This window comes from Mycobacterium sp. shizuoka-1 (assembly GCF_002723835.1).
In the GTDB taxonomy this organism is placed as follows: domain Bacteria; phylum Actinomycetota; class Actinomycetes; order Mycobacteriales; family Mycobacteriaceae; genus Mycobacterium.
The window spans coordinates 37,512-51,607 of record NZ_BEWG01000040.1; the positions used below are offsets into that span (position 1 = coordinate 37,512).

The 14,096-nt window shown below is 68.3% G+C and carries 11 protein-coding genes; 8 read left to right on the forward strand and 3 right to left on the reverse strand.

Annotated features, from left to right (window positions below; translation table 11 throughout):
- From MSZK_RS13455 to MSZK_RS13485, 7 genes are all read left to right on the forward strand, one after another.
- Positions 1–4,014 (forward strand): acyltransferase domain-containing protein (locus MSZK_RS13455; protein ID WP_233211284.1); only part of this gene is annotated, 4,014 nt, incomplete at its 5' end.
- Positions 4,011–5,585 (forward strand): acyl-CoA carboxylase subunit beta, encoded by a 1,575-nt coding sequence (locus MSZK_RS13460; RefSeq protein WP_099248571.1) that lies wholly within the window; start codon positions 4,011–4,013, stop codon positions 5,583–5,585. The genes MSZK_RS13455 and MSZK_RS13460, both read left to right, overlap by 4 nt.
- 124 nt (positions 5,586–5,709) lie before the next feature.
- On the forward strand, positions 5,710–7,962 hold the full coding sequence (locus tag MSZK_RS13465; RefSeq protein ID WP_099248573.1) for a molybdopterin-dependent oxidoreductase: 2,253 nt from the start codon (positions 5,710–5,712) through the stop codon (positions 7,960–7,962).
- Positions 7,959–8,729 carry an evbL gene (locus MSZK_RS13470; protein WP_099248575.1) on the forward strand — a complete coding sequence of 257 codons (771 nt, stop codon included), beginning with the start codon at positions 7,959–7,961 and terminating at the stop codon, positions 8,727–8,729. The genes MSZK_RS13465 and MSZK_RS13470 overlap by 4 nt, the downstream gene beginning before the upstream one ends.
- A gap of 13 nt (positions 8,730–8,742) precedes the next feature.
- Positions 8,743–9,135, forward strand: a complete 393-nt coding sequence (locus tag MSZK_RS13475; RefSeq protein ID WP_099248621.1) for a hypothetical protein — start codon at positions 8,743–8,745, stop codon at positions 9,133–9,135.
- Positions 9,132–9,554, forward strand: a complete 423-nt coding sequence (locus MSZK_RS13480) for an RDD family protein (RefSeq protein ID WP_099248577.1) — start codon at positions 9,132–9,134, stop codon at positions 9,552–9,554. The genes MSZK_RS13475 and MSZK_RS13480 overlap by 4 nt, the downstream gene beginning before the upstream one ends.
- A 9-nt stretch (positions 9,555–9,563) precedes the next feature.
- Complete coding sequence (locus MSZK_RS13485; protein WP_099248579.1) at positions 9,564–10,835, forward strand: serine/threonine-protein kinase; 1,272 nt, start codon at positions 9,564–9,566, stop codon at positions 10,833–10,835.
- A 19-nt stretch (positions 10,836–10,854) separates the two neighbouring features.
- On the opposite strand, the gene MSZK_RS13490 is transcribed toward MSZK_RS13485, so the two are convergent.
- Entirely contained in the window at positions 10,855–11,217 is a 363-nt protein-coding gene (locus tag MSZK_RS13490; protein WP_099248623.1) for a hypothetical protein, read from the reverse strand.
- Between the two features lie 239 nt (positions 11,218–11,456).
- Here MSZK_RS13490 and MSZK_RS13495 point away from each other — a divergent pair, with 239 nt between their 5' ends.
- Positions 11,457–11,801: a hypothetical protein gene (locus MSZK_RS13495; protein WP_142389920.1), complete on the forward strand. Its 345-nt coding sequence runs from the start codon at positions 11,457–11,459 to the stop codon at positions 11,799–11,801.
- Positions 11,802–11,810: 9 nt separating this feature from the next.
- Here MSZK_RS13495 and MSZK_RS13500 read toward each other — a convergent pair whose 3' ends face one another.
- The gene (locus tag MSZK_RS13500) at positions 11,811–13,310 is read right to left on the reverse strand and encodes an APC family permease (protein WP_099248583.1); all 1,500 of its coding nucleotides are present in this window, start codon (positions 13,308–13,310) and stop codon (positions 11,811–11,813) included.
- A gap of 57 nt (positions 13,311–13,367) precedes the next feature.
- Positions 13,368–14,030: a hypothetical protein gene (locus tag MSZK_RS13505; RefSeq protein ID WP_099248585.1), complete on the reverse strand. Its 663-nt coding sequence runs from the start codon at positions 14,028–14,030 to the stop codon at positions 13,368–13,370.
- Between the last annotated feature and the right edge of the window lie 66 nt (positions 14,031–14,096).

Genomic DNA, 14,096 nt, shown 5'->3' on the forward strand with positions numbered 1-14,096 from the left:
CCGGCCGATCAGCCCGCGCTGCTGGGTGCGGTGAAGTCCAACCTCGGGCACCTGGAGTCGGCCGCCGGCGCGGCCAGCCTGGCCAAGGTCGCGTTGTCGTTGAGCCACAACAAGGTTCCGCCGTCGATCAACTACGCCGGGCCCAACCCGTACATCGACTTCGACGCCATCCGGCTGCGGGTGGTCGACACGGTCACCGACTGGCCGCGCTACAGCGGCCACGCGATCGCCGGCGTCTCCGGGTTCGGTTTCGGTGGCGCCAACGCCCACGTGGTGGTTCGCGAGGTGCTGCCGGCGGATCTGGTTGCGCCGCAGGAAGAATCCACTCCGGCCGAAGACAAGGCCGTCTCTGACGCCAATGCCGTCTACGTCGGCGGGGTCCGGATGGACGAGTATGGCGAGTTCGTCGACGAAGCCGAGGACGAGTACCCCGCGGCCGCGAATGCATTCGCCGAGGACGACGAGCCCGAACTGCCCGGCCTGACCGAAGAGGCGCTGGAACTCATCGAGGCGGCGCGCGCCGAGATGGAGTCGTCAGAGCAGCCGGTTGCTGTTGTCCCGCTGGCGGTTTCGGGATTCCTGACCTCGCGAAAGCGCGCCACCGCGGCCGAGTTGGCCGACTGGATCGACAGCCCGGAGGGCCGCGCCACCTCGCTGGAGGCCATCGGCCGCTCGCTGTCGCGGCGCAACCACGGCCGCTCGCGCGCCGTGGTGATGGCCCACGACCATGACGAGGCGGTCAAGGGTCTGCGTGCGATCGCCGACGGCAAGCAGAGCCCGCTGGTGTACAGCGCCGACGGTCCGGTGACCAACGGACCGGTCTGGGTGCTGGCCGGGTTCGGTGCCCAACACCGCAAGATGGGCAAGAGCCTTTACCTGCGCGACCCGGTCTTCGCCGAGTGGATCAACAAGGTCGACGCGCACATCCAGGACGAGCGCGGCTATTCGATCGTCGAGCTGATCCTCGACGACGCGATCGACTACACGAACGAGACCTGCGAATACCCCATCGAAGTGGTCCAGACGGTGATCTTCGCCCTCCAGATCGCGTTGGGTGAACTGCTCAAACACCACGGCGCCAAACCCGGTGCGGTGGTGGGACAGTCGCTCGGTGAGGCGGCCGCCGCCTACTTCGCCGGCGGGCTGTCGCTGGCCGATGCGACCCGGGCCATCTGCTCGCGCGCGCACCTCATGGGTGAGGGCGAGGCGATGCTGTTCGGGGACTACATCCGGCTGATGGCGCTGGTCGAGTACTCCGCCGAGGAGATCAAGACCGTGTTCTCCGATTTCCCGGATCTGGAGGTGTGCGTCTACGCCGCGCCCACCCAGACCGTGATCGGTGGACCGCCCGCGCAGATCGACGCGATCGTCGCGCGCGCCGAGTCCGAAGGCAAGTTCGCCCGCAAGCTGCAGACCAAGGGCGCCAGCCACACTCAGCAGATGGATCCGCTGCTGGGCGAGCTGGCCGCCGAGCTGCAGGGCATCGAGCCGCATCCGCTGCGCACCGGTTACTTCTCCACCGTGCACGAGGGCAGCTACATCCGCCCGGGCGGCGAGCCGATCCACGACGTGGAGTACTGGAAGAAGGGGCTGCGCCACAGCGTCTACTTCACCCACGGCATCCGCAACGCCGTCGACAACGGGCACACCACGTTCCTGGAGCTTGCGCCGAATCCGGTGGCGCTCATGCAGGTCGGTCTGACGACCGCCGCCGCCGGGCTGCACGACGGCCAGCTGATCGCCACCCTGGCGCGCAAGCAGGACGAAGTCGAGTCGATGGTCGCGGCGATGGCGCAGCTCTACGTCTACGGCCACGACCTGGATTTCCGGACCCTCTTCGAGGCGGGGGAGTACGCCGACATCCCGCCGACCCGGTTCAAGCGCAAGCCGCACTGGCTGGACGCGCAGTTCACCGGTGACAGCTCGGTGATGATGCCCGGCAACCATGTGGCCACCCCCGACGGCCGGCATGTGTGGGAGTACTCGCCGAAGGGCCAGACCGACTTGGCCGCGCTGGTGAAATCGGCGGCGGGACAGGTTCTTCCGGATGCCAAGCTGACGGCGTCCGAGCAGCGCGCGGTACCTGGGGACGGAGCCCGCCTGGTCACCACGCTGACCCGCCATCCGGGTGGCGCCTCGGTGCAGGTGCACGCGCGGATTGATGAGTCCTTCACGTTGGTCTATGACGCCGTGGTCACCCGCGGCGGCGCGGTCTCGGCTCTGCCGTCCGCGGTCGCCACCGGTGTCGCGGTCGCCACGCCGGCCGCCGAGGTCCCGGCCGACGAGCCCGATGATGACGCAGAAATCCTGCAGGACAACTTGACGGCGGGGGCCGGCCTGGCGGCCGGGTTCGCCAAGTGGTCGCCGGACACCGGTGAGACGGTGCACGACCGGCTGGCGGCGATCGTGGGCGGAGCCATGGGCTACGAGCCCGAGGACCTGCCGTGGGAGGTCCCGCTGATCGAGTTGGGCCTGGATTCGCTGATGGCGGTTCGGATCAAGAACCGCGTCGAGTACGACTTCGACCTGCCGCCTATCCAGCTGACCGCCGTGCGCGACGCCAACCTGTATGCCGTCGAGAAGCTCATCGAGTACGCGATCGAGCACCGCGACGAGGTCGAGGACCTGGCCGAGGCGCAAAAGGGCAAGACGGCCGAGGAGATCGCCGCCGAGCAGGCCGAGCTGATGGGCGGGGCGAGCACGGTCGCCGAACTCGAGGCCAAGCTGGCCGAGGCGGGTCATCCGATCGTGGCAGAGCCGGAGAGCATCCCGGCGCCGCCCACCAATCCGGTCGGCCCGGATATTCCTGCGCCGCCGACAGATCCAGCCGGCCCGGCCAAGTCCGCTGCTGCCGCAGCTCCGGCCAAATCTGCTGCTGCCGCAGCGGCTGCCAAGGTGCTGACCCAGGAGGCCGTCACCGAAGCGCTCGGCGCCGACGTGCCGCCGCGCGACGCCGCCGAACGCGTGACGTTCGCGACGTGGGCGATCGTCACCGGCAAGTCGCCGGGCGGCATCTTCAACGAGCTGCCCGCCATCGACGACGAAACCGCGACCAAGCTGTCCGAGCGGCTGACCGAGCGCGCCGAAGGCGCGATCAGCGTCGACGATGTGAAGTCGGCCAAGACGATCGAGGCGCTGGCCACGATCGTGCGGGCTCAGCTCGAAGACGGGGTGGTCGACGGCTTCGTGCGCACTTTGCGGGCCGCGAAAGAGGGCACGACGCACGTTCCGGTGTTCGTCTTCCATCCCGCGGGTGGCTCGACGGTGGTCTACGAGCCGCTGCTCAAACGGCTTCCGGCCGACACCCCGGTCTACGGGTTGGAGCGGGTCGAGGGCTCGATCGAGGAGCGCGCCGCCGAGTACGTGCCCAAGCTGATGGAGTTGGGCGGCAAGGGCCCCTACATCCTCACCGGCTGGTCGCTGGGCGGGGCCCTGGCCTATGCCTGTGCGGTCGGGCTCAAGCGCAATGGTTGCGATGTCCGCTTCGTCGGGCTGATCGACACCGTGCGGGCCGGCGAAGAGGTTCCGCAGACCAAGGAGGAGATCCGCGCCCGCTGGGACCGCTACGCGCTGTTCGCCTCGCGCACCTTCAACGTCGAGATCCCCGAGATCCCGTATGAGCAGCTCGAACAACTCGACGACGAGGGTCAGGTCCGGTTCGTGCTGGACGCCGTCAAAGAGGCCGGGGTGGACATCCCCGGCGGCATCATCGAGCACCAGCGCACGTCGTATCTGGACAATCGCGCGTTGGACACCGCGAACATCGAGCCCTACGACGGTCACGTCACGCTCTACATGGCCGACCGCTATCACGACGACGCGATCATGTTCGAGCCGCGCTACGCCGTCCGCAAGCCCGACGGCGGGTGGGGCGAGTTCGTCGCCGATCTGGAAGTGGTGCCGATCGGGGGGGAGCACATCCAGGCGATCGACGAGCCCTACATCGCGAAGGTCGGTGCGCATATGAGCGAGGCGATCAACCGTATCGACGCCGAGGAGAACGAGGCCAAGTGAGCACAGAGAGCTCTTCCGCCCACCACCCGGTCACCACCGCGGAGAAGCTCGCCGAGCTCCGCGAAAAGCTGGAGCTGGCCAAGGAACCGGGCGGGCCTGCGGTCGCCGCCAAGCGTGACAAGCGCGGCATCCCCAGCCCCCGGGCGCGCATTCACGCGCTGCTGGATCCGGGCAGTTTTCTCGAGATCGGTGCACTGGCGCGCACGCCGGGTGATCCCAACGCGCTGTACGGCGACGGTGTGGTCACCGGGCACGGCACCATCAACGGGCGTCCGGTCGGCGTGTTCAGCCACGACTACACCGTCTTCGGTGGGTCGGTGGGAGAGATGTTCGGCCGCAAGGTGTCCCGGCTGATGGAATGGGTGGCCATGGTCGGCTGCCCGATCATCGGCATCAACGACTCCGGTGGTGCCCGCATTCAGGACCTGGCCACCTCGCTGGCCTGGTACGCCGAGTTGGGGCGCAGGCACGAGCTGTTGAGCGGTCTGGTGCCGCAGATCTCGATCATTCTGGGTAAGTGCGCCGGTGGTGCGGTGTACTCCCCGATCCAGACCGATCTCATCGTGGCGGTGCGCGATCAGGGCTACATGTTCGTCACCGGCCCGGATGTCATCAAGGACGTCACCGGTGAAGAGGTCACCCTCGACGAACTCGGCGGCGCCGACGCCCAAGCCAAGTACGGCAACGTCCACCAGGTCGTCGACTCCGAGAAGGCCGCTTTCCAGTACGTCCGCGACTACCTGGAGTTCCTGCCCGCCAACACCTTTGACGACCCGCCGATCATCAACCCGGGCCTGGAGCCCGAGATCACCCCGCACGACCTGGAACTCGACAGCATCGTCCCGGACGCCGACAACATGGCCTACGACATGCACGAGATCCTGCTGCGGATCTTCGACGACGGCGACTTCCTGGACGTCGCGGCCCAAGGTGGCCAGGCCATCATCACCGGCTTCGCCCGGGTCGACGGCCGTCCGGTCGGGGTGATCGCCAACCAGCCGATGCACATGTCGGGCGCCATCGACAACGAGGCTTCCGACAAGGCCGCCCGGTTCGTGCGGTTCTGCGACTCGTTCAACGTTCCGCTGGTGTTCGTCGTCGACACCCCGGGCTTCCTGCCGGGTGTGGAGCAGGAGAAGAACGGCATCATCAAGCGGGGTGGCCGCTTCCTCTACGCCGTGGTCGAGGCCGACGTGCCGAAGGTGACCATCACGATCCGCAAGTCCTACGGCGGCGCATACGCGGTGATGGGCTCCAAGCAGCTCACCGCGGACTTCAACTTCCTGTGGCCGACCGCCCGGATCGCGGTGATCGGGGCCGAGGGCGCCGCGCAGCTGATCGTCAAGCGGTTCCCCGACCCCAGTGCGCCCGAGGTGCAGGAGATCCGACGCCAGTTCATCGAGGGCTACAACCGCGACATGGCCACCCCGTATGTGGCCGCCGAGCGGGGCTACGTCGATGCGGTGATCGAGCCGCACGAGACCCGGCTCAAGCTGCGCGGCGCGATGCGGCTGCTGCGGGACAAGCAGATTCAGCGAGTGCAGCGCAAGCACGGCCTGATCCCGATCTAGGCCCGCCGGCGGTTATCCCCAGCAGTTACTCACACCTGTGTAATTCGCTGATGCGCACCGCCGCGCTTTGTCAAAGTTGACGAAACGCGGGCCGTCCGCGGGTGCGCGGAACTACCGTGGGGCGGTGACTACCGAGGCCGCCGCGCCGCTCGCATCCACCGGCCGCGACGGCCGCCACCTCTACACCTGCCCGCTCTGTGAGGCCATGTGCGGCTTGGAGATTCAGGTACGTGACGGTCGTGTCGCCGGCATCCGGGGAAACCCCGACGACGTCTGGAGCCGTGGCCACCTGTGCCCCAAGGGCGCTTCGCTGGGCGCCGTCCACGAAGACCCCGACCGGGTCCGCGCCCCGATGATCAAGGTCGACGGGCAGTGGCAGGAGGTCAGCTGGGACGCGGCGTTCCGGCGCTGCACCGAACTGCTGGCGCCGGTGATCGCCGAGCACGGGATCGGCGCGGTCACCTGCTACACCGGCAACCCGCTGGCGCACTCGTTCTCGCTGGGCCGCTACACCGGCGTGCTGCTGGGCATGTCCGGCATCCCGGTCAGCTACTCGCCGGGCACCGTCGACCAGTGGCCCAAGAACCTCTCGTCGCACCTGATGTACGGCAACTGGTGGGGATTCGGAGTTCCCGACATCGAGCGCACCGACCTGCTGGTGGTGATGGGCGCCAACCCCGCCGCGTCGCAGGGCTCGCTGCTGGCCGCACCGGACGTGATGGGCATCCTCGGGCGGATCGACACCGTGATCGTCGTCGACCCGGTGCGCACCGCGACCGCGGCCAAGGCCGACGAATGGCTGCCGATCACCCCGGGCACCGACGCCGCACTGCTGCTGGCGGTGGTGCACACCTTGTTCGACGAGAACCTGGTGAACCTCGGCCGGCTGGCCGAGCACGTCGACGGCGTCGAGACGCTGCGTGCGCTGGCCCGCGACTGGTCGCCCGAGCGGGTCGCCCCGGTGACGGGTATCGACGCCGAGCGCATCAAGCAGCTCGCCCGCCAACTCGCCGGCACCGAGAAGGCCGTGGTGTACGGGCGAATCGGCTTGTGCAACCAGGAGTTCGGCAGCCTGGCCAGCTGGCTGGTCGACGTCGTCAACATCCTCACCGGGCACTTCGACACCCCGGGCGGCGCGATGTTCCCCCGCCCGGCGGTGTGGACGGTCACCGCCCAGCCGCAGCCCGGGTTGGAGGGCGGTCTGCCCGAGTTCGGCCGCTGGCACACTCGGGTCCGCGGCGCCAAGGAGGTGCTCGGCCAGGTGCCGGTGTCCTGTCTGGCCGAGGAGATCGAGACACCCGGCCCGGGTCAGATCAGGGCGCTGATCACGGTGGCGGGCAATCCGGTGTTGTCCACGCCACAGGGCCACCGGCTCGACGAGTTGCTGCCCGGACTCGACGCGATGATCGCGGTCGACCTGTGGCTCAACGAAACCACCCGGCACGCCGACGTCATCCTGCCCGGACTCTCGCCACTGGAGCAGCCGCACCACGACGATCTGATCCTGGCGTTCGCGATCCGCAGCATCGCGAACTACTCGGCGCCGGTGTTCGTCCCGGAGGATCCCGACCGGCCGGAGGAATGGGAGATCCTGGTCCGGCTCACCGGCCTGTGCGCGGGCACGCCTGCCGAGGACGTCGACGTCGCCGCCATCGACGACGGGTTCTTCGACTACCTGTGCTTCACCCAGGGACTCGACGGCGCGGAGATCCGGGGCCACTACAGCAGCGGCGGACCGGAACGCATCCTGGATCTGACGTTGCGCACCGGGCCGTTCGGCGACCGCTACGGCGAAAACCCCGACGGGCTGACCCTGGAGAAGTTGAAGCAGCAGCCCAACGGAGTCGACTTCGGCCCGATGGTGGCCCAGGTGCCGGAGATCCTCGGTACCACCGACAAGAAGATCCGGCTGACCCCGCAGTACCTGCTCGACGACGTTCCGCGACTGGCCCGCCGGCTGGAGCGCGAACCCGACGAGCTGGTCCTGGTCAGCCGCCGCCACTTGCGGTCCAACAACTCGTGGCTGCACAACGTGTCGGCGTTGATGAAGGGCCGCGACCGGTGCACGCTGCTCATGCATCCCGACGACGCGGTGCGCCGCGGGGTGTCCGGCGGCGACACCGTCACGGTGCGGTCGTCCGCGGGCCACATCGAGGTGCCGGTGGAGCTGACCGACGCGATCAAACCCGGTGTGGTGTCCATGCCGCACGGCTGGGGCCACGGCAAGCCCGGCACCCGGATGTCGGTGGCCAACGGCTCGCCCGGGGTCAACACCAATATCCTGTCCCCGCCGACGTTTCTCGACGAGCCGTCGGGCAACGGCGCGCTCAACGGGATACCGGTGACCGTAGCCCCGACATCAGGAGGTCCACGATGAGCAGCAATACCGACATCGACGCGGTCCGCACGGCGGGCGCCGCCATCGGCGAAGCCATCAGTATTTTCATGCTGAATCCGGACACCTTCGCCAAGAGCCGGGCCGCGGGCTATCCGGATCCGTTCGCGGCTTACTTCGCCGGCCGCGGCGGGGTGCTGGGCGACGCCACGGGCACCACCGTCAACGCGGTGTTCGCGGTCTTCGAACCGAATCTTGCGAAGACGTGCTGGGAGACCGGCGTCGCGGTGCACGATGCATCCACCAGCTGCCGGCTGTACTGGGACCAGCTCGCCGAGTTCGGGCGCACGTACCTGGCCGGCGCCGAGGGGCTGGACCGCATCGCCGCGCTGGGCGAGAAGGTCATCGCCGAAGCCCCCGAACCGGGTCTGCCGCTGTATGCCGGCTGGCGGGCCATGCCGCTGGCCGACGACGCGCCCGCGCGGGCGCTGCAGGTGATGTTCGTGCTGCGCGAGTTGCGCGCCGCGGTGCACTTCAACGCCCTGACCATCTCGGACCTGAGCCCGGTCGAGGCGCACATCCTCAACCACGGCACGGACTATGCCGCCTTCATGGGCTGGCAGCCGCCGTTCGTCGACGTCGCGGACAAGAAAGCCCTGTACGGCGAGGTCGAAGACATCACCAACCGGCGGATGGCGCAACTCATCGGCGCGGCGCTGACGACGGCGGAGGCCGACGAACTGGCCCGGCTCACCGTGGCCGCGCTGGCCGCCCTGAAGGCGAGCGCACCCCCGCCGGTAGGTGCCTGATTACGATTCCCTGGTGTTCTGGGAACGACTGCCGCTGATCGGCGAGCCGCTGCGGGCCACCCGGCTGCAGGCCTCCCGAGCCGGTGTGGCAGCGCTGACCAGGATCGCCGAACTGGTCATCGAGCAGATCGACCTGACGGCACTGGTTCGGGAACGCGTCGACATCGACGCAATCGTGGCCGGCGTCGACATCGACGCGATCATCGCGCGGATCGACCTGATCGGGCTGGCCGACGAAGTCATCGACGGCGTCGATCTGCCTGCGATCATCCGCGAGTCCACCGGGACGGTCACCGCCGAGGTGATGACGGATGTGCGCACCCAGACCGCCCGGGCCGACGACATGGTGGCCGGGTTCGTCGACCGGATGCTGGGCCGCGGGCCGACCGCCCAGGATCCGCAGTGACCAATGCCGGCATCGTGTCGCGGGGCCTGGCCGCGCTCGTCGACATGCTGGTCGTCCTCGTCACGATGGGTGCGCTCTATCTGGGCCTGGCGTTGACCGCACTGATCGTCAACCCGGCGGCGTTCCGCTTTCCCGCGCTCAACCTGATCTTCTCCACCACGATGACCCTGGCGGTGTCGGTGCTGTACCTGGCCGCGTGCTGGACGCTGTCCGGGCGGACGGTCGGCGCGGTTTTGCTGGGAGTGCGGGTGGCCGACCGGCGCGGCAAGCCGTTGCGGATGGCGGTGGCGGCGCTGCGGGCGGTGGCCTGTGTGCTGTTCCCGGTCGGGCTGGTGTGGGTGGCCGTCGACCGGGATCGCCGGTCGGTGCAGGACATCGTGCTGGGCAGCCGAGTGGTTTACGACCGGCCGGCCGCTTAAGATGCCCCAATGCCGTTAGCTGACGGCCAGGTTGTTGCTGGTTACACCATCCTGCGGACGCTGGGGGCCGGAGGTATGGGTGAGGTTTACCTCGTCGCGCATCCCCGGCTGCCCCGCCAGGACGCGCTCAAGGTACTCGGATCGTCGGTCAGCTCGGACGAGGAGTACCGGCAGCGCTTCATCCTCGAGGCCGACATGGTGGCCACGTTGTCGAACCCGCACATCGTGACGATTTACGACCGCGGTGAGTTCGAGGACAAGCTGTGGATCGCGATGGAGTACGTCGACGGCACCGACGCCTCCCGTCTGCTCGCCGATCGTTATCCCTACGGCATGCCGCCCGACGAGGTCGTGCGCATCATCACCGGGATCGCCGAGGCGCTCGACTATGCGCACGGCCACGGACTGCTACACCGCGACGTCAAGCCGGCGAACATCCTGCTAGGGGTGCCCGGCAGCGGCGACCAGCGAGTCATGCTGGCCGACTTCGGCATCGCCCGCTGGATGGGCCAGGCGAGCCAGCTCACCGGCACGAACATGACGGTCGGCACGGTCGCCTACTCCGCGCCGGAGCAGCTCAAGGGTGAGGACATCGACGGGCACGCCGACCAGTACGCACTGGCCGCGACCGCCTATCACCTGCTGACCGGTATGCCGCCGTTCACCCATACCAATCCGGCGATCGTGATCAGCCAGTGCCTCAGTTCCGAGCCACCGGCGATCGGCGCCAAGCGACCCGAATTGGCTTGTCTGAGTCCGGTTTTCGCCAAAGCGCTGGCCAAGGATCCCGGCTGGCGCTACAAGCGGTGCGTCGACTTCGCCCGCGCGTTGGAGCGAGGCCTGGGCACCGCCGCCGAGGAACACCACGCCACGGATGTGACCAGCCAAGCGCTCCCGGCGGTCGCCGGTCGGGCCGCGAAGCGTGCCCGCCATGCCAAGCCGGAGCAGAACCGGTCGCGCCGCCGGCTGCTGATCCCGGCGATCCTGGGCGTGGCGATCGTGGTCGCCGGTGCGGCAGCGGGCCTTTCGCTGATGTTCGGCCATCGCGATGTGAACACCACCGCGACCACCCAGGCCCCGCGGACGGCCGCGCCGCCGCCCGCGGTCTCCGGACGGATGGACCTGCCGGTCGTCGTGATCGGCGCGAACTGCGCGGTGATGGGTGCCGCCGCGGTCAGCGAGAAGGGCGCGCCGGCCTACTGTGCGCACGCCACCCCGGGTGGCGCGGCCACCGTGTGGTCGCTGCAGCCGGAGAAGCTGCTCAGCACCGGTTCGGGCTGACCGCGCCGCAGGGCAGTGGTTACAGCGGGATCCACTGGCCCAGGAACCAGAATCCCCAGCCCGCCCCGTTGCCGGCCGGCATCGGCTGCACCGACTGACCGTTCCAGTTGAACGGCTGATGGTCCTGGCGCCCCTGGTCGATACCGCGCTGCTGCCAGTTGACCGGCCCGTTGTTGGGGCCGTTGTTCGGCCCATTGTTCGGCCCATTGTCGGGACCGTTTCCTGGCCCGTTGTTCGGGCCGTTGTTGCACCAGCCGTTGTTCGGGCCGCCGCACGGCTGGCCGGGGTCGGCGTTCGCGGTACCGATTCCCAGGCCGAATATTCCGGCGGCGCCGATGCCGGCGGTTGCGGTGGTGGCGAACACCAGACGTTTGAGGTTCATCGTCATCTCCGTTTTGTTGCGCGGTTGTTCTTACATCGAAGACGCTATGGAGCCCGCATTGGTGCGAGCTGTGACGCGGATCAGCGCGGCCTGGGTGAGTGATAACGTATCGAAAACAGCTGTATATCAGTGACTTTGCTGATCCTCAGCGGGCCCGGAGGGTATTGACAGCGGACCGTACGACGGCCGGCGTTGTGGCGCAGCGGCTTTCCGCGCGTCAATAACTGACCATGATGTGCGTGAACACTCGCAATGGCATGCTGCTGGCCTCGATGTCCGCGCTGGTGGTACTGGCTGCGGTGGCGTGCGGCTCCACCGGTGCCGCCGGGCCGACCACCGTCACCGTCACCTCGACGCCGGCCACGGCGACCAGCCAGGTCGCCCATCATGAGCAGTCACAACGCACGATCGTCGAGACCCAGGCGCCACAGACGGTCGTCCAGACTCAAGATCCGCAGACGGTCACCAATACCGAAACGGCAACGCAGACCGAAACATCCGTTGCGACCTCGGTGCAGACGTCAACGCAGACGGTCACGGTGGCGCCGTCCCATCAGTTCGGCGGCGGATTCGGCAATCACTAGACCCAACCGCTAGGTGCGCTCCTTGGGCAAGGTCTCACCGCGGAAGAAGGCCGGCGCCTTGAGGTTCCAGACGATCATCAACACAACTCCGAAGGCCAGGCTGAGCACGCCGACGACGAATGCGGTACCGATGCCCAGGATCGAACCTTCCGAACCGCTGTCCGGGCTGGCCATCAGGTACGCCTCGACGATGCCCACCGGGATCAGGATCGCAGCGCCGATACCGGGCAGAATCACCTGCCCCATCGCGGTACGCCATGACCGAAAAGCGGTGCGCCAGAAGTACACCACCGACGAAATCGCCACCACCACGTAGTAGGTCATGATCGCGATCCCGACACTGTAGACCGAATCGGCGACCACGCTGTCGCTGATCACGTCGAGCGCGCAATAGATCACCAGGCTGGTCAGGCCGATCACCCAGGTGGCGTACTTGGGGGTCGAGCTCGCCTCGCTCACCGATGCGAACCGATCCGGGATCGCCTTGTAGGTGGCCATCGACAACAGCCCGCGGGCGGTGGGCATCACGGTGGACATCGTCGCCGAGAACGCAGACAGTCCCACCACCAGCGCCGCGATCATCGCGCCGCGCTCGCCGATCGACTGGGTGGCCAGTGTGGTGAACACGTCGTCGACGTTGGCTTCGTTCGTCAGACTCGTCGGGCTGTCGGGATCGATGCCCGCGAACGCCAGTGCCGCGACGCTGAAGATCACGTAGGTGGCGACGGTGATCAGAATCGCGGTCACGCCGCTTCGTCCCGCTTGCGCCGACGTTCCGGACGTCTCCTCGGACATGGCCAGCGATGCGTCGAAGCCCCAGAAGATGAAGATCGCCACCAGGAATCCCCCGAGCAGCCCGCTGAAGTCCTTGATGGCGAACGGGTTGAACCATTCCCACGAGAACGACTCGGCGGTCGGACTGTGCTGGCCGCGGACGATGGCGACCACCATGATGATCGCGAACAGCAGCAGGCCGCCGTACTGGACGATCGTGAGGATCAGCGTCGTGCGGGAGGACTCTTCGGCACCGCGGGCGACCAACCAGGTCGTCAGCAGGATGAAGGCGGTGGCCACCGGAATGTCGAACCACACCGGGGACTCATCCATCCCCAGCCACACCGCGGTGGCGTTGGTCAGGATGCCGGCCGCGCCGACACCGGCCAGGATGGAGGACAGCACGAGCGCGAAGCCCCCCATCCAGCCGACGTGCGGCGTGATCGCCTTGGAACCCCACGTGAACACCGTCCCGGCGTCGGGGGCGGCGTCGGTGAGGTGCTTGTAGGCCAGCGCGACGAAATACATCGGGATGACCGCGAGGATGAAGACGATCGGCAACTGGTAGCCGGATTCCTCGGCACCGTGGCCGAGCGCCCCGGTCAGCGAGTAGGCGGGCGCGGTGGCCGCCAGACCGATCGCGACCGCCCCGACGAGGGACACCGACCCTTTCTTGAGCCCCTTCGACCTCAGGCCGTGCATCAGGGGGTCGATGGTCACCGCGTCGTCAGCCATCAGCGGATTGTGCCATCGGCCCGGGCGGCGTGTGCCGCGATCCGGGCCACCGCCTGGTCAGTGCCGTGCGGCCCCGGCGGCGGCCGACTTACGGGAGTGCCCGACACCGGCCCGCACCGTGGTGGGACTGTGCTGCGGCGCAGCAGCTTTGGTGGCCTTCGGTTTCGTCGGTTTCGAGTCCGGCCGGTTCGATCGTGCGCCGGGGAATGCCGCGCCGCCCGACGTCGGTGCGGCGGCTTTTCGGCCGGCGGCCGGCGCCGCTTGCGCGCGCAGACCGGACACCCAGCTCTTCACGGCGGCCGCGACGGACAACACCGCCCCGATGGGGGCGCCGACAATGGCGCCGACGATGGCGATCACGGGGACGATCGGCATGAGTGCCGGTCCGATCACCGGAATCCGCCCGATCACGTTGAGAGCCACAACGCCGCTCACGAAGAACCCGGCGACCACACCGGCGCCGAGGCCGGCGAACACCGGTGTCAACGGGTTGCCGACGTTGACGCCGTTGGCCGATGCCGCGGCGGTGGGCTGGCCCGGGCTGGGGGCGGGCTCCAGCACCGTGGGTGAGACGGCCAGGTGCACGGCCTCGGTGGAGACCCGGGGCACCAAGGGTGCTGCGGGCTGCTGCGACGGCACGAGCGTGGTGGTGGCCACCACGACGGCACAGGCCGCCGCGGCCACGGCGCCGGCCACCGGCCGGCCGATGATGTGGTCCATGATTCCCCCCGGTGAAGTTGCTGCTGCTTTCACGCTGACAGCAATCACGCGCAGGGACCTCAGTAT

Excerpts from the sequence above, each read along its gene's own strand:
- MSZK_RS13470 (WP_099248575.1), top strand. The coding sequence starts at position 7,959 with ATGAGCAGCAATACCGACATCGACGCGGTCCGCACGGCGGGCGCCGCC.
- MSZK_RS13485 (WP_099248579.1), top strand. The coding sequence starts at position 9,564 with ATGCCGTTAGCTGACGGCCAGGTTGTTGCTGGTTACACCATCCTGCGG.
- MSZK_RS13490 (WP_099248623.1), bottom strand. The coding sequence starts at position 11,217 with ATGAACCTCAAACGTCTGGTGTTCGCCACCACCGCAACCGCCGGCATC.
- MSZK_RS13500 (WP_099248583.1), bottom strand. The coding sequence starts at position 13,310 with ATGGCTGACGACGCGGTGACCATCGACCCCCTGATGCACGGCCTGAGG.
- MSZK_RS13505 (WP_099248585.1), bottom strand. The coding sequence starts at position 14,030 with ATGGACCACATCATCGGCCGGCCGGTGGCCGGCGCCGTGGCCGCGGCG.